Origin of the sequence: Rhizobium sp. Leaf262 (assembly GCF_001422245.1) — a bacterium.
In the GTDB taxonomy this organism is placed as follows: domain Bacteria; phylum Pseudomonadota; class Alphaproteobacteria; order Rhizobiales; family Rhizobiaceae; genus Agrobacterium.
Genome location: NZ_LMMM01000001.1, coordinates 171,973 through 196,927, shown reverse-complemented (window position 1 = coordinate 196,927; position 24,955 = coordinate 171,973). Strand labels below are relative to the sequence as shown.

The 24,955-nt window shown below is 57.3% G+C and carries 20 protein-coding genes; 11 read left to right on the top strand and 9 right to left on the bottom strand.

From position 1 onward, the window contains the following. Nucleotides 1-12 precede the first annotated feature (12 nt). From ASF29_RS00945 to ASF29_RS00935, 3 genes are read left to right on the top strand one after another with little or no spacing between them, the layout of a single operon-like run. Nucleotides 13-3,906, top strand: coding sequence for a DUF4132 domain-containing protein (locus tag ASF29_RS00945; RefSeq protein WP_062447623.1), 3,894 nt, complete (start codon nucleotides 13-15; stop codon nucleotides 3,904-3,906). Beyond that, a complete protein-coding gene (locus tag ASF29_RS00940) occupies nucleotides 3,903-5,042 on the top strand; it encodes a VWA domain-containing protein (protein WP_062447621.1) in 1,140 nt (379 codons plus the stop codon). The genes ASF29_RS00945 and ASF29_RS00940 overlap by 4 nt, the downstream gene beginning before the upstream one ends. A gap of 2 nt (nucleotides 5,043-5,044) precedes the next feature. Next, nucleotides 5,045-6,955 carry an SWIM zinc finger family protein gene (locus tag ASF29_RS00935; protein WP_062447618.1) on the top strand — a complete coding sequence of 637 codons (1,911 nt, stop codon included), beginning with the start codon at nucleotides 5,045-5,047 and terminating at the stop codon, nucleotides 6,953-6,955. Nucleotides 6,956-7,056: 101 nt separating this feature from the next. Here ASF29_RS00935 and ASF29_RS00930 read toward each other — a convergent pair whose 3' ends face one another. Beyond that, a complete protein-coding gene (locus ASF29_RS00930; protein ID WP_062447616.1) occupies nucleotides 7,057-7,773 on the bottom strand; it encodes a FadR/GntR family transcriptional regulator in 717 nt (238 codons plus the stop codon). Between the two features lie 33 nt (nucleotides 7,774-7,806). Then, nucleotides 7,807-9,240 (bottom strand): FAD-binding oxidoreductase, encoded by a 1,434-nt coding sequence (locus ASF29_RS00925; protein ID WP_244473453.1) that lies wholly within the window; start codon nucleotides 9,238-9,240, stop codon nucleotides 7,807-7,809. A gap of 204 nt (nucleotides 9,241-9,444) precedes the next feature. Between ASF29_RS00925 and denD the strand changes: the two genes are divergently transcribed. Then, entirely contained in the window at nucleotides 9,445-10,428 is a 984-nt protein-coding gene (denD, locus tag ASF29_RS00920; RefSeq protein WP_062447610.1) for a D-erythronate dehydrogenase, read from the top strand. Between the two features lie 34 nt (nucleotides 10,429-10,462). Here denD and ASF29_RS00915 read toward each other — a convergent pair whose 3' ends face one another. Beyond that, the gene (locus tag ASF29_RS00915) at nucleotides 10,463-11,080 is read right to left on the bottom strand and encodes a pyridoxamine 5'-phosphate oxidase family protein (RefSeq protein ID WP_062447606.1); all 618 of its coding nucleotides are present in this window, start codon (nucleotides 11,078-11,080) and stop codon (nucleotides 10,463-10,465) included. A gap of 255 nt (nucleotides 11,081-11,335) precedes the next feature. Between ASF29_RS00915 and ASF29_RS00905 the strand changes: the two genes are divergently transcribed. Both ASF29_RS00905 and ASF29_RS00900 read left to right on the top strand, forming a co-directional pair. Then, a complete protein-coding gene (locus ASF29_RS00905) occupies nucleotides 11,336-11,596 on the top strand; it encodes a hypothetical protein (RefSeq protein ID WP_062447601.1) in 261 nt (86 codons plus the stop codon). Nucleotides 11,597-11,758: 162 nt separating this feature from the next. Continuing rightward, entirely contained in the window at nucleotides 11,759-12,889 is a 1,131-nt protein-coding gene (locus ASF29_RS00900) for a PLP-dependent cysteine synthase family protein (protein WP_062448564.1), read from the top strand. A 93-nt stretch (nucleotides 12,890-12,982) separates the two neighbouring features. On the opposite strand, the gene ugpC is transcribed toward ASF29_RS00900, so the two are convergent. The 6 genes from ugpC to ASF29_RS00870 are packed head-to-tail and all read right to left on the bottom strand — an operon-like array spanning nucleotide 12,983 to nucleotide 19,287. Next, a complete protein-coding gene (gene ugpC / locus ASF29_RS00895; RefSeq protein WP_062447598.1) occupies nucleotides 12,983-14,059 on the bottom strand; it encodes a sn-glycerol-3-phosphate ABC transporter ATP-binding protein UgpC in 1,077 nt (358 codons plus the stop codon). Between the two features lie 19 nt (nucleotides 14,060-14,078). Continuing rightward, the gene (locus ASF29_RS00890; protein ID WP_062447597.1) at nucleotides 14,079-15,146 is read right to left on the bottom strand and encodes a Gfo/Idh/MocA family oxidoreductase; all 1,068 of its coding nucleotides are present in this window, start codon (nucleotides 15,144-15,146) and stop codon (nucleotides 14,079-14,081) included. Continuing rightward, nucleotides 15,139-16,152, bottom strand: coding sequence for a Gfo/Idh/MocA family oxidoreductase (locus ASF29_RS00885; protein ID WP_062448562.1), 1,014 nt, complete (start codon nucleotides 16,150-16,152; stop codon nucleotides 15,139-15,141). The genes ASF29_RS00890 and ASF29_RS00885 overlap by 8 nt, the downstream gene beginning before the upstream one ends. Nucleotides 16,153-16,169: 17 nt before the next feature. After that, nucleotides 16,170-17,045, bottom strand: a complete 876-nt coding sequence (locus tag ASF29_RS00880; protein WP_062447594.1) for a carbohydrate ABC transporter permease — start codon at nucleotides 17,043-17,045, stop codon at nucleotides 16,170-16,172. After that, nucleotides 17,038-17,991: a sugar ABC transporter permease gene (locus ASF29_RS00875; RefSeq protein ID WP_062447591.1), complete on the bottom strand. Its 954-nt coding sequence runs from the start codon at nucleotides 17,989-17,991 to the stop codon at nucleotides 17,038-17,040. The genes ASF29_RS00880 and ASF29_RS00875 overlap by 8 nt, the downstream gene beginning before the upstream one ends. 6 nt (nucleotides 17,992-17,997) lie before the next feature. Beyond that, nucleotides 17,998-19,287 (bottom strand): ABC transporter substrate-binding protein, encoded by a 1,290-nt coding sequence (locus ASF29_RS00870; protein WP_062447588.1) that lies wholly within the window; start codon nucleotides 19,285-19,287, stop codon nucleotides 17,998-18,000. A gap of 121 nt (nucleotides 19,288-19,408) precedes the next feature. On the opposite strand from ASF29_RS00870, the gene ASF29_RS00865 reads away from it, so the two are divergent. The 5 genes from ASF29_RS00865 to ASF29_RS00845 all read left to right on the top strand — a co-directional run bounded on the left by ASF29_RS00865 (nucleotide 19,409) and on the right by ASF29_RS00845 (nucleotide 24,930). Next, entirely contained in the window at nucleotides 19,409-20,113 is a 705-nt protein-coding gene (locus ASF29_RS00865; protein WP_062447586.1) for a TetR/AcrR family transcriptional regulator, read from the top strand. A gap of 243 nt (nucleotides 20,114-20,356) precedes the next feature. Beyond that, nucleotides 20,357-21,499 carry a Gfo/Idh/MocA family oxidoreductase gene (locus tag ASF29_RS00860; RefSeq protein ID WP_062447583.1) on the top strand — a complete coding sequence of 381 codons (1,143 nt, stop codon included), beginning with the start codon at nucleotides 20,357-20,359 and terminating at the stop codon, nucleotides 21,497-21,499. A 12-nt stretch (nucleotides 21,500-21,511) separates the two neighbouring features. Beyond that, a complete protein-coding gene (locus tag ASF29_RS00855) occupies nucleotides 21,512-22,675 on the top strand; it encodes a dihydrodipicolinate synthase family protein (protein WP_062447580.1) in 1,164 nt (387 codons plus the stop codon). A gap of 1 nt (nucleotide 22,676) precedes the next feature. After that, the gene (locus tag ASF29_RS00850; protein WP_062447578.1) at nucleotides 22,677-24,113 is read left to right on the top strand and encodes a hypothetical protein; all 1,437 of its coding nucleotides are present in this window, start codon (nucleotides 22,677-22,679) and stop codon (nucleotides 24,111-24,113) included. Further along, on the top strand, nucleotides 24,103-24,930 hold the full coding sequence (locus ASF29_RS00845) for a sugar phosphate isomerase/epimerase family protein (RefSeq protein WP_062447575.1): 828 nt from the start codon (nucleotides 24,103-24,105) through the stop codon (nucleotides 24,928-24,930). The genes ASF29_RS00850 and ASF29_RS00845 overlap by 11 nt, the downstream gene beginning before the upstream one ends. Nucleotides 24,931-24,955 lie beyond the last annotated feature (25 nt).

The window sequence follows — 24,955 nt, the reverse complement described above, 5'->3', positions numbered from 1 at the left end:
AGGAAGGTAAAAATGGAACGCTACGAACTCGTTGAAGGTACATCGTCAAAGTTCTGGGAAGTCTTCGTCTCAGGTGTTTCACTTAAAATCCGCTATGGCCGCATCGGCACCCAGGGCCAGTCCAAGGACAAGGACTTCTCGACTGCGGAAGACGCCGAAAAGGAAAAGAAGAAGCTGGTAAAAGAAAAGACCGGCAAGGGTTATCTGCGGGTGGCCGACGGTGAAATGCCCGCACCTTCGGCACCCGCCGCCGCTTCGCCAGAGGCATCCAAGGATGAGAACCTCACGACGCCATCGCCTGCAGCAAGCGAAGCTACGACACAGCCGCCTGTCTTGGCTCAACCCGTTGCAAAACCTGTGGTCGATGCTGATCGTGAGGAAATTCTGAGCCGGCTGATAGGCTCGGCTCTCCCAACACGTTCTAGACGGTTTGCTGTTACCGACCCGGTAAAAGTCTGGGCAAAGCTGCGCAGTTACGTTGCCCTCATCAAGGACAACGCCCAGGACGAACAGCTCGAAGCGTGGAATTGGCTGGACGCAAAGGTTCAGGAAGCCGGTGAAGCAGGAGAGTCCATAGGTGTTTCTACCGCCGCGGAAGTTCGCGAATGGACAGAAAAGATCGAGCAGGCGAGCAAATATCTCACCGTCTATTTAGGTGAACGCCAGAAAAAGACGTCTGCCAGTCTTGTATGCCTGGATTACTTTTTCGAGTTCCTGTCCGCAAAGCGCGGCATGCCTTTTGTGGTGGAAGCGATGCTGCCGCTTGTCGGAATCGATCCCAGCAATCGACGGGGTTATGAAGCCTCATCATTGAGTTCGCCGCGCGAACTTGCTCTCCGCGATTACATCACTGCCGCACCCGATCAGGATTACGAGGCGATCATTGCAATGCTGATCGAAGCCTCTAGAACGGAAAGCGACTGGCGCAGAAAAGCAGCCTTCGCGTTCATTCTGGGCGATGACCGGGATGTTCAGCATGAACTGACACCACTCGCTTTTCTTACCGCAGCGCAGGAAGCGGGGGAGGATGTTGGTGCGACACTTTCCATGGTGCCGCTCGTGCTGGACGCCCGGCCATCTGCTGCGGCACGCTGGCGCACGAAGCGTACCTATTTCATTTTCTTCATGTATTACGACCTGATGCTCGACGACATTCTCGCAACCGCCATAAAGACGGCGCGGCACTACAATGAGTCCGCACTGCCCACGCTCGAATGGCTGCTCCATTATGGTTATGAAGGTCAGAGAACAGAGATCGCACGCGTCATCCTTGCGACGGGTGAAAGTGGTGCGTTGGCCAAGCTTTTGCCATTCATTCACGAAAAATGGATACGTCCCGCGGTCGATCAGGCGTCAGAAGAAGACCCGGCCTTCATGTTCGGTCAATATTTGGCAACGCTTTCATCAGGCAGCAACGAGCCTGTCATTCGCGCGCGCGCAATGGATTTCGTCAAGCAATATCCGAAAGAGGCGCTTGAAGGCTGGGCGGCGGAACCCAGGTGGAAAACCCAGTTGCAGAAGCTGCTTGATGTCCATGATGTTGTGCTTGCACCGCTCGAAGCTCTGCCCGTGGTGTTGCATGATCCGCCATGGCGCAAGAAAAAGAAGGCGGTTGACGACACCGTTCTAGAACTCTTGCCGTTGGAGACCCCCTTCCGCTACCTGCGCGAAGGGCCGCCGCCGGAGGAGTACCATTGGCGCATCCGGAACGCTCGCATCGTCTCGACAACCGAGGAACTGATCGATGCCATCAGGGAATTCGAGAGCAAAGACGTTGCCGATTGGAAAAAAGTGCCCCGCTCGATGGCGATTCCGCAGAAGGGGGATGAGTTGGAAGACGTATTGGCTTTCGTCTCAAGGCGTGTGTCAGAGTTCCAGGACTATTACGCGGCCGGATATTATGATTGGGATAAGCTGATAGGAGGCATCGAGAAGCAATTCGATTCCTTCTCGTTGACCTTATGGGGGCAGCCCAAAGTTCTACCATCCTACTATATGGGCGACATTTGCCCACGTATGATCGATCGTTTTGGCGAAAGAGCATTACCCGGTCTGATCCGAAATTTGGAGAGCGACCCGATCGGCATGCTGGAACATGTCAAGGACGTTGATTTCGCAGGCATTGCCCCCCTTGCCGCGCGCGCGCTCTTGAAGCTGAAGAAGGCACGTATTCCGGCCATGCAATGGCTACGACTTTACCGGCGTACCGCAATAACGAGGCTCCTCCCCGACGCCACCGGCAAGCCCGGCCCGGCCCGCGATGCGGCCGAGCACACACTTCGCTGGATGGTGGCGGATCGCGCCGAGGCGCGGGACGAAATTCTGGAGGTCGCGAAATTGTACGAACCGCAATCGCCCGATGTGATGAAGGCGATCTGGGAGGTTCTTGATCGTGATCCCTATGCCAGATTCCCTGCGCGCATCGCCAAGCTGCCAGCCTGGTTCAACCCCGGTACGTTGACTCGTCCTGTCCTGAAAGACGGGAGTGCTCTGCCGGATGAGGCGCTGGCCGCGATCGCGGAAATGCTGTCCTTCTCAACGCCCGAGGCCATCTATGCCGGTCTGGATGCAGTCAAGGAGATCACGACGCCGGAGAGCCTTGCGCAGTTTTCCTGGGACCTTTTTGGTGCGTGGCTTGCCGAAGGTGCTCCGAACAAGGAAGGGTGGGCCTTGCGCGGCTTGGGCTGGCTTGGCGATGATGAATGCGCCCGCCAACTGACGCGCCTTGTGCGCAAGTGGCCCGGCGAATCCGCCCATCAACGCGCTGTCACTGGTCTCGATGTTCTTGCCGACATCGGTACGGATGTGGCGCTGATGAACCTCAATGGCATTGCGGAGAAGCTGAAATTCAAGGGACTTCAGGAGAAGGCGCGGGAGAAGATCGCCGCAATTGCCGAGGCGCGCGACCTGACGCCGGAAGAACTTGCCGATCGTCTCGCCCCTGATCTTGATCTCGATGAACGCGGCGGTCTCGATCTCGATTTCGGGCCACGCCGTTTTCGCGTAGGTTTCGACGAGTTCCTGAAACCATGGGTGAAGGATGAAACAGGCAAGCGTCTCAAGGACTTGCCGAAACCGAACAAGGCCGACGATGCGGCGCTATCCGCGGCATCGGTCAAGACTTGGGCCGCGGTGAAAAAGGATGCGCGAGCAGTCTCAAGCATCCAGATCACGCGCCTCGAAAACATGTTGTCGACATCCCGCCGGGTATCGCCTGAAGTGTTCTGGCTCTTCTTCGCAAGCCATCCGTTGATCCGACATCTTTCCCAGCGTCTCGTCTGGGGCGTCTATGACGATATCGCCCCCCAAACTGCACCGACAACGCTGTTCCGGGTCGCCGACGATCTTTCCTTCACGGACGCGGAAGACGAGCCGATCACGCTCGATCTTTCCGCCGCTGCAACGGGCTTGATTGGACTGGTTCATCCATTGCATCTGCCTAAGGGCGGACTCGATGCCTGGGGCGCTCTTTTTGGGGATTACGAGATCTCGCAGCCTTTCCCTCAGCTCGGAAGAGAAACTTACGAACTGACACAAGACGAGAAGCAGGCGTCCACGATCACCCGGTTCGCCGATATCGAGGTGGAGGCGACACGATTGCGAGGCATGTCGACACGCGGCTGGAACCTCGGCTCGGTCGAGGACGGAGGATGTATCTCGTGGCTGGAGCGGCCAGTGCGCTTTTCTGATGGAAAGGTCAATACTGCCATGTGCGGCTTTGATCCCGGGCTCTTCACCGGCGGTGCCGATTGGGAGGAAAAGTTTCAGAAACTGCAGAGCATCACGCTTTATCGACCCTACGGTCAGCCGGGAAGCGATACGCGTACCTTTGGCGAACTTGATCCGGTGACCGCCAGCGAGATGCTTCGCGGATTGAGCCTGCTTGCCGCCACGGCGGTAAAATGAGCCTCGAAGCTCTCGATGCCCTGACACGTTGGCGTCTCGTTCTCGGTGAAGCAGCACAGGGTCCCTGTGCCGCTGCCGGGTGCGGACTGTCCGGCGAGGCTGCGGCCATGGATGTCGCCCTTGAATGGCTCTATGGCCGTGACGAGGAAGGTGCCTCACGCAACATCGCACGCCGGGGTGGGCGCGAAGGATCGGTCCTGACCACCCCGGAATGGATAAATGATATCCATCGGCTTTTTCCCAAGGAAACAATCGAGCGCCTGGAGCGTGATGCCATAGAACGCTACGCCATTGACGACGTGGTGACCAACCCGGAGGTTCTGCAACGCGCGGTGCCGAATGAAACATTGCTGAAAGCAGTCCTGCGTACGAAGCATCTCATGTCCCCGGATATCCTGCTGCTTGCGCGAAAACTGGTGCAGGACGTCGTGCGGCAACTGATGGAAAAACTGGCACGCGACATGTCTCTGGCCTTCTCCGGCGTGATGGACCGCAGACGTCACAGCCGGTTTCGGATCGCCAGCGACCTCGATTTTCGCCGTGTGCTGAAAGACAATCTCAAGCATTACGATCCCGATACCGGCAAGATGACCGTTGAGAAACTGCATTTCTTCGCCCGCAACCGGCGGCACATGAAGACCTGGCAGATCATTCTCCTTGTCGATCAGAGCGGGTCGATGCTGGACTCGGTCATTCATTCAGCCGTGACTGCGGCTTGCCTCTGGGGGCTCCCCGGCGTTCGGACCCATCTCGTCGCTTTCGATACGAATGTCGTCGATCTGACCAAGGATGTGGACGACCCTTGTGAGTTGCTCATGAAAGTACAACTCGGTGGCGGCACAGATATTCAAGGGGCTGTGTCCTATGCGGCGGGTCTTATCGAACATCCGGACCGGGCGATTGTCGTTCTCATCTCTGATTTCTTCGAAGGCACCAGCCCGGCCATGCTTGTGGAGCGGGTCGCGGCCCTCGTTGCCCAACGCACACTTGTTCTTGGGCTTGCTGCCCTGGATTCCGCCGCCACACCCGTTTACGACGGCAATATGGCGCAGAAGCTGGTTGCGGCAGGTGCGGAAGTCGGGGCAATGACGCCAGGCGAGCTTGCGGGCTGGCTTGCCGAAAAGATCGGGCGTTAGCCATGCTGAGACCCGACCTCGTTGCCTTGACAGACCAGGGATTGATCCAGCTTTCCAATGCAGGACTTGTGAAACGGGCATTGCGCGAGCTGGAAATGGGAGCGCTTCCCGAGCTGGAGGAGGCGAACGACGCGATCATTGCACGCTTTGCCGATGGTACCTCGACACGTCTGTCTTCGGGACAAGCCTTGGCCGACGCCGCTTGCAGTTGTCCTTCCTCTGGCATGTGCAGACACCGTGTCATGCTGGCGGTCGCCTATCGTGCGCGCCATGCGGCAACGGATGCAGGCGATGCATCGGCGCCGGACTGGAACCCCGCCTCGTTTGATGCCGAGCAGGTCGCCGATAGCCTCTCCGCATCCGCAAAGGCGGAGCTATCCCGGCTTCTTCGGTCGCGTCATCCCGTGCGCCTTGAATATGGAAAGACACCAACCGCTTATCTCCCGATAGCCACCGTGCGCTTCCTGGTTCCAAGCGATCTTTCCTATGCGCGTTGTGACTGTGAACTTGGCACGCACTGTGCGCATGTTGGCATGGCTGTCAAAGCATTTCAGACAGCAGAAGGCGGGTCTCAGGCCGTCATCGGAGGTGTGTCAGAGGGCGAGGCAGGCATCGATGTCACGTCGCTTCGCGTGACCTGTGATGCGGTTATAGAACGACTACTCGGAGCTGGCACAGTAGCGGGTCCTGCGGCGCATGCTCAGACGATTGAGGCCGCGCGCCGGAGCGCGCAGCAGGCGAACGCGGTTCAGCTTTTGCTGGTTCTGGAAGCGCTGGAGGAGCAAATCGTAGACTACGACAGTCGCAGTGCCCGACATGACGAACACATTGTTCTGCAGCTTGTTGCAGGACTTTTCGCACGCACGCGGGCTAAGGATAGCGTCTCCGCGCTGGGTCTCGGGGAGCCATTCGAGACGCCGATGGGCAAAACGCGTCTGGTGTCTCTGGGGGCTCGGTTACATCAGGAAGGGGCCGACATACGTGCATCCATCTTGCTTGCGGATAGTGATACGGGCGCGACCATGGTGATGGAAAAGCCGTTTTCGCCTCTACCCAGTGAGGATGCTCGCGGATTTGCAGCCTCGCTTTCAACACGGCAAATGTCGGTCGGCATGCCCGTGGGTGGTTTGGGGCGGGGGCAAATCCTGACGAGTGTCGCACGTCGCCGCGCCGACGGGGTATTGACGCTTGGGCGTGGGTCGGGTGGCCGAAGCCAGCTTATGCCGCGTGATGCGCTGTTCAACTTCCCCCAACCGCTGGCGGCGACCAGTGTGGAAAGAGTAGCCGCGGAGTTGAGCAATCAACAAATCTCGCTGCTGCGCCCGCACCGCCGCTTCGACATTCTCCACGTATTCGACATCGATGAAGTCATTGGCCAATCCTGGTCACCCGGACGTCAGCTTTGGGAGGCTGGCGCTCATCTTGCAAATGATGGCGGCAAGATATGGTTTGAACGTCCATTCGATGCAGCGGCACCGGGAGCTCCCGGTATTCTTGCTGTGGCGTTCGAGGGGAAATGGGGACCGGTGAGACAGGTCGCTGGTACTGTGCGTCTGGTTGGCGGCGCTGTCGTTTGCGAACCTTGGTCCATCTCCGCCGATCGTTTTATCGTGCCAGATCTCGAGGTAGACGAGAGCGATCACACGGTGGCTGCGATCGCAGCATCTGCACTGCGCAACGTTCTCGACGAGGCGGAAGATTTGCTCAGTGGAATGCTGCATGCGGGCCAGAGATCACAAGGAACGGTACAGGCCTTGGCTCCTGCCATCTCCACCCGGCTGCTGGAACGCGGCTATCGCCAGGCCTCGCAAAACATCAACAGTGACATCACCACACTGAACGTCGAATATTTCTGTAAGGCAGCCATCTGGCTTCTGACACTGCAAGAAACCCGCGACACGGAAACCGCATGAGACACCTCTGCACCAGCTTGCTGTTGCGGACTACCGCGACGAACAGCACGTCTTTCATTGTCTCGGCTGACCCTTTCCCACGGTCAGCCCCCTAAAAGACCTCAGTAAGCTTCCAATGTCAGGTCCAATCGTTCGGCGGCACCAAACAGGTGATGGCGCATGGAGGCGCGTGCTTTCAGGGGATCACGGGTGGCGACCGCATCCCGGATGGCGACGTGTTCGGCGATCGTGATCTCGACGATCTCCTCAAGAACGGCAGTTGCCCGTGCGGCATTGATAGCAAGGCTGATTTTTTCAGCGATGAAACCGATAAAGAGGGGAAAATATTCGTTTTGGGTCGCGGTTGCCAATGCCCTGTGAAAGGCGAGATCGGCCACGATACCCTGATCAGTCCATTTTTCAGCGCCAGTCATCAGGGCCAACGCATCGTCGAGCTTCGACAAGTCCGCTTCGGTGTGGTGAACGGCGGCCAACCCGGCGGCTTCAATTTCCAGCGGCATACGCAATTGAAACAGACTGCGGAAACTTTCGCGATCGTAAAGCGCGGTCTGCTCTATTCGAATGGAGCCTCGCCCCTTGGCTTCGGTCACGAAGGCGCCGATGCCTTGCCGTGTTTCCACCAGACCTTCGTTGCGGAGCTGGGCGATGGCTTCCCTCACCACCGAGCGGCTGACGCCAAACGTCTTGGCGAGGATATGTTCCGTCGGTAGCCTGTCCCCAGACATGATCCGACCTGCAGCAATCTCCTTGCCAATGTGGCCAGCAATGCGCGCCGGAAGATGTTCGCTTCGCTTCAACTGGCCAAAATCCGCCACCATGCACTCGATCCGCCTTGATAATGCCTGACTATTCTACGATCCGGCGGTGAAATTCAATTGGCATCCGGGATTCATGAGCCCAAAGGGGTCGATGGCCTGCTTCAAGCCTGTGAGAAGCGCACGGTGCGCAGGTGTCAGGCCCTTCTCGAAGTCCTCACGCTTCAGACGTCCGATGCCATGCTCGGCGCTGATACTGCCCTTGTAGAGCTCGACCACCTCGTTCACGACCGTTTTGGCCCGATAGATCATCGCCGACGAGTCTTCCCTGGAGAGACCAGAGGGTGGCAATACGTTGAGGTGAACATTGCCATCGCCGACATGCCCATAGGACACGCTCAGGCACTGCGGCAGCGCCTCTCTCACCGCCTGCTCGGCGTCCCGCACGAAGTCTGCCAGACGCGAAAGCGGAACGGAAATATCGGTTCGCATATGCGGCCCGCGCCTGGCCTGCCCCTCATTCATGCCTTCACGAATAAGCCAGAGGTTGCGGGCCTGCGTTTGCGACGCGGCGATAACCCCATCGACAACCAGCCCATCCTCCATGACCCCGGTCAGAAACCGCTGCAGCAAATCCGCAATATCCACCAGCCCTGAACCGGAGATTTCCATCAGGACATAGGCGGGGTAACTGCTCTCCATCGGCATCGGAAGGTCCGGCAGGGCTTCTTTTGCCAGGGTCAGCGCAATGGGCGGCATGAATTCGAAAGCAGACATCAGGTCGCAACATTCGCGTCGTGCACGGCGGTAAAGCGTGATGACATCACTCAAAGAGTTCACACCCAAGAGTGCCGTTTCGATCTGATCCGGCAATGGCATCAGCTTGACGGACACGGCGGTGATGATTCCAAGCGTGCCTTCAGAACCGATGAATATCTGCTTGAGATCGATACCGCGATTGTCTTTTCGAAGGGTGGAAAGGCCATCGAAGACCGTACCGTCAGGCAGCACCACCTCGAGGCCAAGAACCAGTTCCCGTGTCATGCCATATCGCAGCACATTGATGCCACCGGCATTGGTGGCGACATTGCCTCCGATACGGCAGGACCCTTGCGCACCCAGCGCCAGGGGAAAGAACATGCCCTTTTCGGCAACCCGATCCTTGACCTCAGCCAGAACACAGCCCGCTTCAACCGTCGCCGAAAAATCGTCTGCATCGATATTGCGGATGGCGGTCATACGCCCAAGACTGAGAATGACCTGATCGTCTGGCTGATCAGGAATACCGCCGAGCACAAGGCCGGTGTTGCCGCCCTGGGGAATGATAGAAAGTCCGAACTCGCGGCAGACACGAACCGCAGCGCTGACATCTGCAGTCGAGCGTGGTCGTAACACCGCAACAGCGCCGCTGGTGACGTCGCCATGCCAGTCCGTGCAGAAACGCTGGATGTCCTCGGCACGGGTAAGCACGATATCATCGGCCAGAGCCGAAACGAGCAATGCCCGCAGTTCATCTGGCGTTTTCCGCATAGGCGAATTCATCCCCGCACCTTCCTTATGGACCAGCCTACGCACCCGACCGCATGAGAGAATACGGACAATTGACGAGACAAACCAAATCCCTGTTTTCAACAGCGCAATATAAGGTTATCAGACAACCTTACAACAGGAATTTTGAGGCATCCCGCCGTTGTCGGCAAAGCGCCATGTGCAGCATGGCAGGAGGAGAAAACGATGCATATTTTGATTATAGGCGCGGCTGGCATGGTGGGGCGAAAACTGGCAGAAAAGCTTTCCAGAGACGGCCATCTGGGTGGAAAGACAATCGAGCGCATGACCCTGGTGGATGTCATTGCACCACAAGGGCCGGATGGTTTTGATGGCACGGTGGATGCCCGAGAGGCAGATTTGTCCGCGCCAGGCGAGGCAGAAGCGCTTGTAGCGAACCGGCCCGACGTCATTTTTCACCTTGCGGCAATTGTATCGGGCGAGGCCGAGCTTGATTTCGACAAGGGCTATCGCATCAATCTCGACGGCACGCGCTATCTTTTCGATGCCATACGTCTTGCAAATGGCGTCGATGGATACCGGCCTCGCGTCGTCTTTACGTCTTCCATCGCCGTCTTTGGTGCGCCGCTGCCCTACCCGATCGCGGATGATTATCATACCACGCCGCTGACCAGTTACGGGACGCAAAAGGCCATCTGCGAACTTCTGCTGTCGGACTACAGCCGTCGCGGTTTTTTCGATGGTATCGCGATTCGCCTGCCCACCATCTGCATCCGCCCGGGCAAACCAAACAAGGCGGCTTCCGGGTTCTTTTCCAACATATTGCGCGAGCCGCTGGTGGGCGAACAGGCGGTTCTGCCGGTCTCCGAAGATGTCCGCCATTGGCACACCTCTCCACGGTCTGCGGTCGGCTTTCTGCTGCATGGTGCAACTCTTGATCTTGACACCGTCGGGCCGCGCCGGGCGCTTTCAATGCCGGGCCTCAGTGCCACGGTGGGCGAACAGATCGAAGCGCTGCGTCGCGTGGCTGGCGACAAGGCCGTAGCGCTGATCCGCAGAGAACCGGACGAAATGATCATCAAGATGGTTGCTGGCTGGGCGCCCGGTTTCGATGCGACACGCGCCAAGGAATTGGGCTTCACCGCAGAAACATCGTTTGACGATATAATCCAAGCGCATATCGAGGATGAGCTTGGCGGTCGACTATAGGCAAGGCTGGCAAGATAGACGGCTTTGCCCGTGATCAGAGTCCTTCAAGCCGAGCCCGCAGGGCTGCGTTCTCGGCTTCCAGCTGCTGCAGTCGCTCACGGAGCGGGAGGACGGCCTGTTCTACCTGCTGTTCGGTGTAGCGCGGAGTAATGTGCTGAGGGCAGTTCCAGTCGAACGCTTCGAGCCGAAGCCTGAAAATTGCTTCCGCCCGGCCCTTATATGTCGGATCGGATACCAATTCGGTGAGAGCGGGTTCAGCATCAAGCGTGACCCGCTCGACGTGCACGTAGATTTTCAATCGAGCCCGTCGCACGTAGTCCATCAAAAACAAGCAGGCCCGATCGTTGGCAGCCAAGTTGCCAGCGCTGATATATTGTCGATTGCCTCTATAGTCTGCAAAGGCCAAGGTTTGCTGATCCACGACCTTCAGGAAACCGGCTTTGCCGCCACGATGCTGGACGTAGGGCCAACCTGTTTCAGACACCGATGCCATATAGAAACTGTCACGCATGGCGATGAAAGCCACCTCATCTTCCGTAAGCGCGTCAGAAGGGCGGTTGGTCTCACCCAGCCAGATCTGATCGACGCCCATGGCAGCCTGGGCGGCCCTGACGCTCGGCGTCACCGCAACCTCGAGGAAATGATATGGCATGTCTAAGTCCCCCTGTTCACGCAGGCTCGCACCACTGCCTCACGGTGCGAGCAAAAGCCGTCTTTTGGCAAGCCAAATTTATCGGTGGCTATGCTCTTCAAACCGATAGCATCTTGGAGGTTGAAGGTGCCGTTCTGATCAAAGGGCCCAAGACGCATCGGGTGACGCCGTGAAACATTCAGATGTTTGCCGGCGCGCCTGAATTGATACTGAAGCTGCCTTTCTTCGGCCAAAACAGTTTCCCTATAAGCACATATGGAAACACTTGAAGCCTACATGCCCGAAGACGTCTATTCCATGGTGGTGATGGGCGTAGTTGCGTTCATCGTTATCTGGCTTGTGATGTTTGTCCTGCGCAAGCTAATTGGCATTGCAATGGTAGCAATCCTGATTATCGGCGGACTGATGGTCTGGCATAATCCCGCCGTTTTGCAGACCGCTCAAGATGCTGTCGTGCGCTACTATGATCAATGGCGTTACGGCGCGTCGACCCATGACGACCAACAACACTTGTAGAGCCAAATTTGATCTTGGCGACAGATACTTTCTAATATATTGCTGATTGATAGAAGGATATTCCACTTATCAACTCAGAGAGAGATAAAAAATCGTGGCGGGGAATGAACAAAGCTGTAGCGGCCTTCTTTGGATTTCGCTTGTATCCGTAAGGAGCCGCGCGTGACCTTCGATTGTCTCTCCACCCCGCCGCTGACGCCTTTACCAGAGTGCAAAGATCGCGAATGGGCCAGGCGGGCCATTGGCATTCTGCAGGGTGACGGGCGGCGGTCTGCCGACACGCATCTGGTCAAACCGGTTTTCAAAGGCCTGCGCGGAATCTCGATCTACTTGAAAGACGAGTCGACGCACCCAACCGGCAGCCTGAAGCACAGACTAGCACGCTCGCTTTTTCTATATGGCATCTGCAACGGCAAAATTTCCCAGGGTACGACGCTGGTCGAAGCCTCGTCCGGCTCCACCGCCGTCAGCGAGGCATACTTCGCACATCTCCTCGATCTTCCTTTCATTGCGGTCATGCCGCACTCGACCAGTGCGCAAAAGGTCGAGGCCATCGAACGCTTCGGCGGCAAATGCCATTTTGTCGACAAGCCCTCAGAAGTCTATACCGTGGCAGAACGATTGGCCTTGGAAACTGGCGGGCACTATCTCGATCAGTTCACTTACGCCGAGCGCGCCACCGACTGGCGAGGCAACAATAATATCGCCGAGTCCATTTTCGACCAGATGAAAAGTGAGGAGCACCCGGAGCCCGAATGGGTAGTCATGAGTGCGGGCACGGGCGGCACATCAGCCACGATCGGTCGTTTCATCCGGTATCGCAACCTGTCCACACGCCTGTGCGTGGTGGATGTGGAACATTCAGCCTTCTACGCGTCCTATATGTCAGGGGATCGCGACGTCACCTGCGCAACGCCGTCTCGCATCGAAGGTGTCGGACGACCGCGGGTCGAGCCCTCTTTCGTTCCCGGCGTCATCGATCATATGATCAAGATACCGGACGCCGCATCCATCGCCGCAATGCACGTTCTGTCCGAGAGGTTGTTCAGGCGCGTCGGCGGTTCCACCGGCACCAACTTCTTCGGTCTGTGCTGGATCGCCGCGGCCATGATGAAAGAAGGCAAGCAGGGTTCTCTGGTGTCGTTGATATGCGACAGCGGCGACCGTTACGCCGCCACCTATTACAACCCCGACTGGCTGGCAAAGAACGGCATCGATATCGCGCCTTACCGTGGCATGCTGGAAGATTTTATCGACAGAGGCGAGTTTACAGATCTCGCTGTGCCAGTTTAATTCGCATCTGAAACCTCGGGTAAGCGGCTCCCAGCACAGACCGCCGCCGTGCTTTTGCGCGGCTGCGGCGCATTTTTCTGATCGTCTGGAATATCAGACCCTGCGGCCATCCGCACCGAAGACATGTGCATTGGCAAGATCGAACGATAGCGGCAAGCTGTCGCCCATTCGCAACTGCTTCTGACCCTCCAGCATGACCGTCACGGGCTGACCATCTGCCGTGTTGGTATAGATAACGGTCGACCCACCCAGATGTTCGACCAGCTGAATGCTGCCCTGCCCGAGGCTTGCAGACGTTGCCTGGGGTTGAATATGCTCAGGGCGGATGCCCAAGGTCAGCGCCTCACCGTCATTTGCCTCCAGCGGCCTGTCTAGAACGATCTGCTGATCTGCGATCTCGATTGTCCGTCGAGACGTGTCGGCTGAAGACAGCCTCGCTGCCAGGAAATTCATTTTCGGCGAACCGATGAACCCGGCAACGAACTGGTTGGCGGGATGATTATAAAGGTCGAGAGGACGACCGACCTGCATGATGCGACCCTCCCGCAGGACGACGATCTTGTCGGCCATGGTCATGGCTTCCACCTGATCGTGGGTCACATAGATCATCGTGCTGCCCAGAGTTTGGTGCAACTTGGCGATCTCTACGCGCATCTGCACGCGCAGTTCCGCATCGAGGTTGGACAAAGGTTCATCGAACAGAAAAATCTTCGGTTCACGTACAATGGCACGACCAATGGCAACGCGCTGTCGCTGGCCGCCGGACAACGCTTTCGGTTTCCGCTGCAACAGCGGACCGATTTGAAGCACATCCGCGGCTTTGGCGACCCGTGCCTCTATCTCGGGCTTCTTGTAACCTGCCGTCTCCAGGCCAAATGCGAGATTCTTATAAACGCTCATATGCGGATAGAGCGCATACGACTGAAACACCATGGCAATGCCGCGCTTCGAAGCCGCCATTTCATTGACGCGCGCGCCGTCGATCAGCAGGTTTCCGTCAGATATCTCTTCCAACCCGGCGATCATTCGCAAAAGGGTGGATTTTCCGCAGCCCGATGGTCCGACGAAAACGGTGAATTCACCCGGCTCGATCTGCAGGTCAATGCCGTGGATGACGGGAAAGGCACCGAAACGTTTGACGATCTTTTCAAGATTTATGCTGCTTGCCATGTCGTTCCTCCCGGCAGGTTCAAGGCCGCCAGCTCACATATTTCGGATGGCCCTTGGTAATCGGCAGGGCGACATCCGCATTGATCTCGTTTGAGTGATAGATCGCCGCCAGTAATTCCAATGAGCCGCGCGCATCATCGGTCGTTACAGGAGGCTTCTCACCCATTTCCAGCGTATGATAGAAGGCTTCCATCTGGCCGTTGAACCGGCGTCCGACTGTTGGCATGTCTTTCAATAGCGCGTCGATCCTGGCCGCGATTTCCTCATTGGCGGGGATGATGCGCCACGGTCCGTCACCGGGAGAATAGGCGGAATGATTGCTCTCCAGCGTGACGTTTTCGAAGGATAAACGCAGACGGCTGATTTCTTCCTGCGACCCCAGCGTGGTCGAAACCGAAACCAGCGCGCCGTTTTTCATCAAAAGGCTGGCCGAGACGCAATCCTCGACCTCAATGGGGTTCACACGGGTTGCCGTGCGCGCAAATACCCGGTCGATCGGCCCCATAAGATAGGTCAGCATGTCATGGAGATGGATGGCGTGCGTCATCAGAACGCCGCCCAGTTCCGTCGCCCATCGCCCGCGCCACGGATTGTCGTAATAGGCCGCGCCCCGCGTCCACAGGGTTTCCGCGCTGGCCACATAGGGTTTTCCCGCAAGCCCGCTTTCGATAATGCGGCGTGCCTGCTGGACACCATCGCCGTACCGATATTGATAGATCGGCATCAAGCGGCCCCGCGCCGTCTTTTCCGCCGCCACGACCTCGTCCAGTTCGGCCAGCGACCCGGTCAGTGGCTTTTCGCAGACGACATGCTTGCCCGCAGCGAGGGCCTCCAGAATGAGTTTCGTGTGGATCGCAGGTGGCGTGCAGATATCGATGATATCGATGTCCTGCATCGCCATGAGGTCATCCGTAGACTGAACGCGACGTTCGACATTGAATTCATCCGCGACCTTGGTCAGCCGCGCCTCATCAAGATCGCACAAGGCTACGACCTCATATTTGTCAGGATGCGCAGCGTAGCCTTCCGAGATGTGCGAACTGCCTATGCCGCAGCCGATGACGCCGACACGGTAACGTTTAGCCATTATGCCGTTCCTCCGCGATCTGCTGTGCCTTCAGCGCGATTTCCATGGCGGCAAAACAGCGGGCCTGCGGCATCGCCGTTTCCGTTCTATTGCGGATGTCGTCCAGAAGCTGCGGACCGTAAGGAAGCGGCACGTCGGCACAATCGATATGTTTCACCCCGTTTCTGTCGGTGAGGAACAGGTGATTGCCACCATCGCGACCAGCGACATCCACATTCTTGCGAATTTCTATGGCACCCTGCTTGCCGGTAATGAACAGTCGACCGTCGCCCCAACTTGGCAGACCGTCGGGAGTGAACCAGTCCACACGAATGAATCCGTCCACATCATGCGTTGCAAGATGAATATCGCCGCTGTCCTGCAGACCGGGCGACTGCGGGTTTGCCTTGTTCGAGACCCTTGCAAACAGAATGTCGGCAGTGTCCACATTGCCGAAAAACAGGAACTGCTCGCATTGATGAGATGCGATATCGACCAGGATCCCGCCATAACGTTCACGCTCGAAGAACCATTGTGGCCGCGTCGAGGCACGCAGCCGGTGCGGCCCGAAGCCTGCCATCGAAACAACCTTGCCGATGGCACCGGCGGCAACCAGTTCGCCCGCCTTGACCGTCGCGCGGTTTTCGAAGTGTTCGGAGTAGAGCACGGAGAAAATGCGCCCGGTTTCCTCCTGCACCTTCTTAACGGCAGCCAGTTGGTCGAGTGTCACCATACCCGGCTTGTCGACCATGACATCCTTGCCAGCACGCATGGCGTCGATGGCAAGCGGTGCGCGTTCGTCGGGGATAGCGGCGCTGACGATGAGGTCGATGGAAGGGTCATCCAATAATTTGCGTTTGTCATCGACGCGGGGGACACCCGAAAACGTGTCAGCATATTCCTTGGCAAGATCGTCTTCCACCGCGTGGAAACCGACCAGTTCTGCGCCGGCATTTAGCAGGCAGTTCGTCTGCCCGAAGATGTGATTGTGGTTGATACCGATTGTCGCAAATCGCACGGGTTTCATGGTCATGCCTTGATGTTTCAGCGTTTCATGCCGGTGGTGGCGATGCCTTCGATGAGAAGGCGCTGGAAGAAGAGGAAGAAGAGGAAGACGGGAATGAGGGACAGGTTGGACATGGCAAACAGTGCCGTCCAGTCCGAAGCCCCGGTGGAATCGACGAAGGATCGCAGTCCGAGCTGCACGGTGTAGGTATTGATATCGTTCAGATAGATCAGCGGCCCGAAGAAATCGTCCCAGGTCCAGATGAAGGAAAAGATCGCCGCAGTCGCCAGGACCGGGGAAGAGAGCGGCAGCATGATCTTCCAGTAGATGCGAAATGGACTGCACCCGTCCATCACCGCCGCCTCATCAAGTTCTCTGGGAATGCCACGGAAGAACTGAACCATCAGAAAAATGAAGAATGCGTCGGTAGCAAGATATTTCGGGACGATCAGCGGAAGCGAGGTATTGACCCATCCCATTTCCAGAAACAGGATATATTGCGGAATAAGCACGACATGGTACGGCAGCATCAACGTACCCAGCATCAGCGCGAACCAGAAGTTACGACCACCGAAGCGAAGGCGCGCAAAGGCAAACGCTGCCAGTGAACACCCGATGACATTGCCGATGGTCGCCAGAACCGCAATGAAGAACGAGTTCCAGAAGAATTTTCCGAACGAGACCTGAAGCCCCGTCCAACCCCGGATGTAACCACCCAGATCGAGCGCTGACGGAATGAGTGACGACGAACCGAACAGCTCTTCCTGCGGACGGAAGGAACCTGAGATCATCCACAGGATCGGATACATCATCGCGATGGAAGCCAAGATCAACAGTGCGTGCAGCAATAGAGACCGCCACAATGGCCGCTGAACGGTTTGGTCCGGACGAAGCGAGGAGGCAACATCAGTCATCGTAGTGCACCCAGTAACGCGCGCTGAGGAACGAAAAGGCCGTAAAGAGCGAGATGATGACGACCAGAATCCACGCCAGCGCTGAAGCATATCCCATTCGGAAGAAGCCGAACGCCTCCTGGTAAAGATAGAGCGTATAGAACAGCGTGGAATTGATGGGGCCGCCGGAGCCTTCCGAGATGATGAAGGCAGGCGTAAACGCCTTGAAAGCATCTATGGTCTGGATCACCGCATTGAAGAAGATCACCGGCGTCAGCAACGGCAGCGTGATGCGGAAGAACTGGCGCATCTTGTTGGCACCATCCATTTCCGCCGCCTCGTACATGTCCTGCGGGATCTGTCTCAATCCGGCAAGAAAGATGATCATCGGTGAGCCGAATTGCCAGACGGACAGGATGACCAGCGTGTAGATGGAATAATCCGGATTTGAGATCCAGCTGGGCCCTTCATAACCGAAGACCTGCCACAACAGCATGTTGACGAGACCGTCCGACGCGAACAACTGACGCCACAAAACTGCAATCGCGACGCTCGATCCGAGCAGCGACGGTAGATAGAAAACAGCGCGGTAGAGGGTTAGCCCCTTGATGCCTCGGTTGAACGCCATCGCGACCAGGAGCGCAAAAATGAGCTTCAACGGCACAGACAAAATGACGTAGGTGAAGGTCACTTTCATCGCAGCGGCGAATTTCGGGTCAGCCGTAGCGATGCGAACGTAATTGGACGCCCCAACCCAATCCGGCGATTGCAGCAGATCGTAGTTGGTGAAGGACAGATAAAGCGATGCCAATGCCGGGCCGAGCGTCAGGCCGAAAAAGCCGATCAGCCATGGCAGCAGGAAGACGTAGGCATGGACATTGCGGTCGAACATCCTGCGCAATCTGCCCGGCTGAGGGAGAGCCGCAGCGCGGCTCTCCCTTGCAATCGTGTCGGATGGAGGCGCCATGGATGGTTACTTCCGCTTGATGACGGTTTCCGCTTCCGTCACGAGCTGCTTGCCGCCCTGCTCCGGCGTCAAGCGACCGAAAGCAACCTCTTCGGAGGTCCGCTTGAGTACAAAGGCAAACTCGCCAGCACCGGGCGGTGGCGCGGGTGGTAGCGCGCCGACATCAGGTGTGATCTGGGCGATGTACTCTACCATCGCCTTGCTCACGTCGTTGAGCTTGGGGCTCAACTGATTACGCATCGCTTCGGAGGCTGGAACACCCCGCTCCACACCCAGGATATCGACGCCTTCCGGCACCGCCACGAGGAAATTGATGAAGTCCACCGCCGCGTCTATGCCAGCGCTTCCATTCGCCACGCTCATCAGCATCGAGGGCTTCAGATAGTGACCGGACGGCGCGTCCTTCGTGACCTTGGGATAGGAGGTCAGAGCCAGCTTTGCCTTGTTGAGGGCCTGATAGCCGACGAACTGGTTGGAATGCGCGAATGCCGTTGCCGCCTTGCCCGTGGTCAGCGCGTTGCTTTCGATATTCAGCTGGTCGAGCGCCTGTATGTCGGCGGGAACGCAGGCACCTGCCTTACGCATCTCCGCCCACATCGTAAACCAGTCGCCTGCATCCTTGGCATCATAGCCAAGCCCACCTTGATCGCTGAAGAGAGACTTGTTCTGCTGGCGCAGCCAATTCTCGAAACTTGGCTCCACACCGCTGGCATCGGCGGTTGCATAATAACCGGGCTTCGGCTTGTTCTTGCCGAACTCGGTGGCGTTCTTGGCAAATTCTTCCCACGTATGCCCGGCAGCCGGTGCCTTGACACCGGCTTTCTCCCAAGCGGCTGCATCGAAGAAGACTGAACTGGAATTGACACCCAGGTTGATCCCGTAAAGCTTGCCATCGACACGGCCGGAATCGATATTCGGCTTTCCGAAATCGTCGATTTTGAGAGCTTTCCCAAGGTAGTCGTCCAGTGGCGCCAGAGCGCCGCGACGGGCGTATTCGAAGATGTATCGATAATCCATCTGGATCAGGTCAGGGGCGTTGCGACCTGCCACCTGTGTGGCAAGCCTTGGCCAGTAATCCGACCAGCCCGCAAACTCGCCAGCGATGTTGACATCAGGTTTTACCTGCTTGAAAGCGGCGATTGCCTTGTTGGTACGATCCGCTCTTTCCTGCGAGCCCCACCACAGCAGACGGATACGTGCGGCCTGTGCAAAAGCGGGTCCTCCACCCACTGTTGCCAGAGATAAGGCGGCCAGACCCGCTGAAAGTACAGCACGTCTCTGAAGCATCATGGACATTGGCAACTCCTCCCTAATTGACTGCCAAATTGGATGATGGTGGTAAACAGCGCTTGCCGTTTTATAACTATCTGGTTACATGGGAACACTGATCAACATTATTGTCAAGCGGCCATTCAGCATGGATAAGAGCAGCAAATCCGTTACGGAAAAAATCGATGGAGAGTCGAAGAAGGCTGCCAAATCGAGCCCACGAAAAGCACCGGTTCAATCACGCAATCCAGAACGGACACGGGCTGCGATTCTGGAAGCTGCCCGGCGCGAAGTTGCTGCCAAAGGTCTGGCCGGTGCACGGATCGACGTTGTGGCAAGGCGGGCCGGTACGAACAAAAGAATGATCTATCACTATTTCGGGGATAAGGACGCGCTCTATCTGGCGGTCCTCGAAGATGCGTATCGACACATCCGGCAGGCGGAGCACCGGCTTGACCTGACCCGCAAACCCCCTGTCGATGGCCTACGTGAACTGGCGCTGTTTACCTGGCACTATTTCCTGGACCATCCCGAGTTCCTTAGCATTCTTGCGACAGAAAACATCAATCAAGCTAGATACTTACGGCAGTCCATCAGCATTCCCGAAATGCACTCCAACTTCATTTCGGAGTTGGAAGACGTACTCAAGCGTGGCGAGTCGACGGGCGATTTTCGACCCGGCCTCGATCCGGTGGATGTTTATCTGACGATCGCCTCATTGGGTTTCTTTTATCTGTCCAACCGGTTTACGCTTTCAACGATCTTCCAACGGGATCTGGCGGCACCGGCCGAGTTGGAACGATGGGGACAGCACATCGTCAATACGGTCATTGCTGCACTGCGGCCATTTTGACCCGCCACAGAAAATTCGCGAGCAAGAACAATCGACCGAACCTTCGCACGTGCGAAGACGTAAGAATATCCCGTGAGCTTTTCTCCACGGTGGGCGAGCGACTGGCAAATTTCCTCGTAATTTCTCATTTCAAAAATCTCTTGACAGAAACGCGGTTTCCAACTCACAAATAACCAAATGGTTACTATTTTGAACCGAAGAAGCGCGCCCTGACGGGAGTGGGGCGTTCACGGGAGGAATTTCATGCAACGCATCGGCGTCATCATGCACGGCATCACTGGCCGGATGGGATATAATCAACACCTTGTGCGCTCTGTCCTCGCCATTCGCGATCAGGGCGGCGTGACGCTCAAGAATGGTGAGAAGGTCATGCTCGATCCCATTCTGGTGGGGCGCAACGGTGCCAAGATCGAGGAAATCGCCAGGAAACATAATGTCGCTCGCTGGACGACCGATATAGATGGCGCCTTGGCCGACCCTGACGATACGCTGTTTTTTGATGCAGGAACCACGCAGATGCGTGGCAGCCTGCTGACCAAGGCCATCAAGGCTGGCAAGAATGTCTATTGTGAAAAGCCTATTTCCGACAACATGGAAGAGGCCTTGACCGTTGCAAGACTGGCGGAAAGCGCCGGGGTTAAACACGGCGTGGTGCAGGACAAGTTGTTCCTGCCGGGTCTCCGCAAGCTGGCGATGCTGCGCGACAGCGGCTTCTTCGGAAAGATTCTGTCTGTGCGCGGAGAGTTCGGTTACTGGGTCTTCGAGGGAGACTGGCAAGCCGCACAGCGCCCTTCGTGGAATTACCGCCAGAAAGACGGCGGCGGTATCATTCTAGATATGCTTTGCCACTGGCGCTACGTGCTGGACAATCTGTTCGGAGAGGTGAAAGCCGTCAGTTGCCTAGGCACGACCCACATCCCGAAGCGTTTCGACGAGAATGGCCAGCCATATGTCGCCGATGCAGACGACGCCGCCTATGCTACATTCGAACTGGCCGATGGCGTCATCGCTCACATCAACTCGTCCTGGGCAGTCCGTGTACGTCGCGATGATCTCGTCACGTTTCAGGTCGATGGCACCCATGGATCCGCCGTTGCAGGCCTCACAAAATGCTTCACGCAACACCGCACGAATACACCCAAACCCGTCTGGAACCCAGACCAGCCGCAGACAATCGACTTTTACAAGACGTGGCAGGAAGTCCCGGACAATGTCGTTTACGACAATGGCTTCAAGGCACAGTGGGAAATGTTTATCCGGCATCTGGCCGAAGATCAGCCATGGCCTTACGGCCTCATGGAAGGCGTCAAGGGCGTCCAGTTGGCAGAGCTCGGACTGCAATCATGGAAAGAGCGTCGCTGGCTCGACGTTCCCGCCATTTCCTGAAGGGGATTAAAAATGACGGACCTCAACCTTCCCAGAGATGACCGCTCGCTGGAACGCTACACGCTAGTTGGAACGCCGATTCCACTGGAGAGACGGGCAGCCGGCGATTTCAACCGCGTCGCCTTCGCTGCCGCCCATGTGGTGGCCGATCCTTTCGTTGAACACGATCCCTGGCTTGCACCGGCTATCGATTGGGACGCTACATTGCGGTTTCGCCACCGGCTGTGGGATTTGGGTCTCGGCGTAGCGGAAGCGATGGATACGGCCCAGCGCGGCATGGGCCTGGGATGGCCACAGGCGCAAGAGCTGATCTCCCGAGCCCTGAAGGACGCTGCCACCCGCAAAGATGCCCTTATCGCCTGTGGTGTCGGAACCGACCATCTCTCCGGTACCGACCACAGCCTTGACCGGATTGTTGATGCCTATCGCCAGCAGCTGGATTTCGTTCAGGGTGAAGGAGGGCGTGTGATCCTGATGGCCAGTCGCGCTCTGGCGGCTGCCGCCGCGTCACCGGACGATTATCTCGACACTTACGCGCGCGTTCTGGCGCACGCTGACCAGAAGGTCATCATTCATTGGCTGGGCGAAATGTTCGACCCCGCGCTGGAGGGATTTTGGGGCGCGCGCGACCATATGGTCGCAATGGAAACGTGCCTGGACATGATCGCAGCGAATGTCGACAAGATCGACGGCATCAAGATTTCTCTTTTGTCCAAGGAGAAAGAAATCATCATGCGACGACGCCTGCCTGCGGGCGTTCGTATGTATACTGGCGACGATTTCAACTACGCAGAACTCATCGCAGGCGACGAGCAGGGACATTCGGATGCGCTGTTGGGTATCTTCGACGCCATCGCACCAGCGGCGTCCAAGGCGTTGGCGAGCCTGAAGTCCGGCAAGACTGCGGAATTCTTCGATGTGTTGGAGCCAACGGTCGCATTGTCGCGCCACATCTTCAAGGCACCAACGCGGTTCTACAAGACCGGCGTGGTGTTTCTCGCTTATCTCAACGGACTTCAGGACCATTTTACCATGGTTGGCGGTCAGGAAAGCGCCCGCTCCACTCTGCATCTGTCGGAGCTCTTCCGTCTGGCGGACAAGGCGAACGTACTTGCAGACCCTGATGATGCGACACGGCGGATGAAGGCGTTTCTCAGCGTCCGTGGTGTGAACTGAGATGGCTGACGCACCGCTTCTGGACATTAAGGACGCCTCGATTTTCGAACGCCGCCTGTCCATGCGCATGCCGTTCCGCTTCGGTGCCGCGACCGTCACCGAGGCCGCACAAATCTTTGTCCGCCTTGTTATAGAGGATGGTCAGGGTAAGATAGCGGAAGGATACGCGGCGGAACTGATGGTACCGAAATGGTTCGACAAGAACCCGGAACTCAGCAATTCGGATAACGAGCAGCAGTTACGGCGTTCGGTCCATCTTGCGGTGTCGCTCGCCCAGCAGGCGCGACCTGCCACAGCCTTTGGACTCCACGCTGCGCTGGAACCCCGGCAACATGAACAGGCTGCCGCGGCAGGATTGAACGGATTGATTGCCTCTTTCGGGCTCGCGCTTGTCGACCGCGCCATCCTCGACGCCCTGTGCAGGATGCACACGCTGACAATGACCGACGCCATGCGGGTGAACCTGCCCGGCGTGGACGTTTCCACCACACCGGATCTCACCGGCTTCGATGTGTCGGCTTTTTTGCAAAACCTCGCGCCGCAGCCGACGATCCACCTGCGCCACACTGTCGGCTATATCGATCCCTTGACACCCGGGGAGATCAAGGGCTCCCGTCTCAATGACGGGTTGCCGGAATGCCTGAGTGAAGAAATACAGACCTACGGTATTCGGTACTTCAAACTGAAAGTATCCGGAAAGCCTCAGGACGATGCACAGCGTCTGATGGCGATTGCGAGCGTTCTCGCGCCTCTGGCAGACTACAGGGTGACATTGGACGGCAACGAGCAGTTCACCGACGAGGCCGCCGTGATCGAGCTGATGGACAGGATAGACACCGAACCGTCCCTCGCGAGACTGCGCCAGAAGCTACTGTTCGTGGAACAGCCGATCATTCGCACGGCTGCGCTCTCGCAAACGGTCAACCGGCTTGCAAAGCGTGTAGCGCTTGAGATCGATGAGTCCGACGCCACACAGGATGCATTCCTGGCAGCCAGGAAGCAGGGTTATCTCGGTATTTCGTCCAAGTCATGCAAGGGCTTCTACCGGTCTCTGCTAAACAGAATGCGTGTCGAAAAATGGAATGAAAACGCCGACGCCGGTTACTTCATGTCGGCTGAAGACCTGACGACGCAGGCAGGTATCGCCGTGCAGCAGGATCTCGCGCTCGCCGCGATCCTTGGTCTGGGTCATGTGGAGCGTAACGGCCACCATTATGTCGATGGCATGCACGGCGCGTCACAACAGGAAAACACCGCTTGGCTTGCAAGCCATGATGACCTTTACGAGGATCATCAAGGACGCGCTCGCCTCAAAATCAAAAATGGCCAACTTTCTTTGAAAACGGTTCTCGCCGCCAGAGGCCTCGGCGTTGCCGAAGAGGCTGCGAAGGCGACATTCCAAACACTTGGACAAGGGGAGAGGCGACATGAGCCTTGAAGGTCTTTCAATCAATTTCGCCACGATCAAGCAGGGCGGCTCATTCGGCACCCTTGTTGATGCCTGCCTTGCCCACGACATTACCACGATTTCTCCCTGGAGAGATCAGGTCCACGGTGTCGGGCTTGTCGAAGCCGCACGGATCGTCTCTCAAAACGGCATCAGGTTGAGCGGCCACTGCCGCGGCGGCTTCTTTCCCGCACCCGATGCGGAAGGCCGCAGAAAGGCCATCGAAGACAACCGACGCGCTGTGGATGAGGCCGCAGCAATGAACGCCGATTGCCTTGTGTTGGTCGTCGGTGGATTACCGGTTGGCTCGAAAGATATGCGTGGCGCGCGTCAGATGGTGGAAGATGGTATGGTGAAACTTTTGCCCTATGCCAGAGCCGCCAGCATACCCCTCGCCATAGAACCGCTTCATCCATTCTACGCCGCCGATCGTGCCTGCATCAACACGTTGAAACAGTCACTCGATCTTTGCGACAAGCTCGGGGACGGAACCGGCGTCGCGATAGACGTCTACCACGTCTGGTGGGACCCGGAGCTTGAGGAACAGGTGGCGCGTGCGGGTCGCAACGGCCAGATCCTGGCACACCACATTTGCGACTGGCTGGTGCCGACAAAGGACCCGCTCAACGATCGGGGCATGATGGGAGACGGCGTCATCGATCTGAAAGGCTTTCGCCGGATGATCGAAGCCGCAGGCTTTTTCGGCCCACAGGAAGTGGAGATATTTTCACATGACTGGAACGGACGCCCGATAGACGAGGTGCTAGCGACCGTGGTTGATCGCTTCCAAACCGTCTGCCAGACCTGACCTGATCTGACGACGTCTACAACGC

What these genes read in the sequence shown, in the direction of transcription:
- ASF29_RS00945 (WP_062447623.1), top strand. Translation starts at nt 13, where the DNA reads ATGGAACGCTACGAACTCGTTGAAGGTACATCGTCAAAGTTCTGGGAA.
- ASF29_RS00940 (WP_062447621.1), top strand. Translation starts at nt 3,903, where the DNA reads ATGAGCCTCGAAGCTCTCGATGCCCTGACACGTTGGCGTCTCGTTCTC.
- ASF29_RS00935 (WP_062447618.1), top strand. Translation starts at nt 5,045, where the DNA reads ATGCTGAGACCCGACCTCGTTGCCTTGACAGACCAGGGATTGATCCAG.
- ASF29_RS00930 (WP_062447616.1), bottom strand. Translation starts at nt 7,773, where the DNA reads ATGGTGGCGGATTTTGGCCAGTTGAAGCGAAGCGAACATCTTCCGGCG.
- ASF29_RS00925 (WP_244473453.1), bottom strand. Translation starts at nt 9,240, where the DNA reads ATGCGGAAAACGCCAGATGAACTGCGGGCATTGCTCGTTTCGGCTCTG.
- denD (WP_062447610.1), top strand. Translation starts at nt 9,445, where the DNA reads ATGCATATTTTGATTATAGGCGCGGCTGGCATGGTGGGGCGAAAACTG.
- ASF29_RS00915 (WP_062447606.1), bottom strand. Translation starts at nt 11,080, where the DNA reads ATGCCATATCATTTCCTCGAGGTTGCGGTGACGCCGAGCGTCAGGGCC.
- ASF29_RS00905 (WP_062447601.1), top strand. Translation starts at nt 11,336, where the DNA reads ATGGAAACACTTGAAGCCTACATGCCCGAAGACGTCTATTCCATGGTG.
- ugpC (WP_062447598.1), bottom strand. Translation starts at nt 14,059, where the DNA reads ATGGCAAGCAGCATAAATCTTGAAAAGATCGTCAAACGTTTCGGTGCC.
- ASF29_RS00890 (WP_062447597.1), bottom strand. Translation starts at nt 15,146, where the DNA reads ATGGCTAAACGTTACCGTGTCGGCGTCATCGGCTGCGGCATAGGCAGT.
- ASF29_RS00885 (WP_062448562.1), bottom strand. Translation starts at nt 16,152, where the DNA reads ATGAAACCCGTGCGATTTGCGACAATCGGTATCAACCACAATCACATC.
- ASF29_RS00880 (WP_062447594.1), bottom strand. Translation starts at nt 17,045, where the DNA reads ATGACTGATGTTGCCTCCTCGCTTCGTCCGGACCAAACCGTTCAGCGG.
- ASF29_RS00875 (WP_062447591.1), bottom strand. Translation starts at nt 17,991, where the DNA reads ATGGCGCCTCCATCCGACACGATTGCAAGGGAGAGCCGCGCTGCGGCT.
- ASF29_RS00870 (WP_062447588.1), bottom strand. Translation starts at nt 19,287, where the DNA reads ATGTCCATGATGCTTCAGAGACGTGCTGTACTTTCAGCGGGTCTGGCC.
- ASF29_RS00865 (WP_062447586.1), top strand. Translation starts at nt 19,409, where the DNA reads ATGGATAAGAGCAGCAAATCCGTTACGGAAAAAATCGATGGAGAGTCG.
- ASF29_RS00860 (WP_062447583.1), top strand. Translation starts at nt 20,357, where the DNA reads ATGCAACGCATCGGCGTCATCATGCACGGCATCACTGGCCGGATGGGA.
- ASF29_RS00855 (WP_062447580.1), top strand. Translation starts at nt 21,512, where the DNA reads ATGACGGACCTCAACCTTCCCAGAGATGACCGCTCGCTGGAACGCTAC.
- ASF29_RS00850 (WP_062447578.1), top strand. Translation starts at nt 22,677, where the DNA reads ATGGCTGACGCACCGCTTCTGGACATTAAGGACGCCTCGATTTTCGAA.
- ASF29_RS00845 (WP_062447575.1), top strand. Translation starts at nt 24,103, where the DNA reads ATGAGCCTTGAAGGTCTTTCAATCAATTTCGCCACGATCAAGCAGGGC.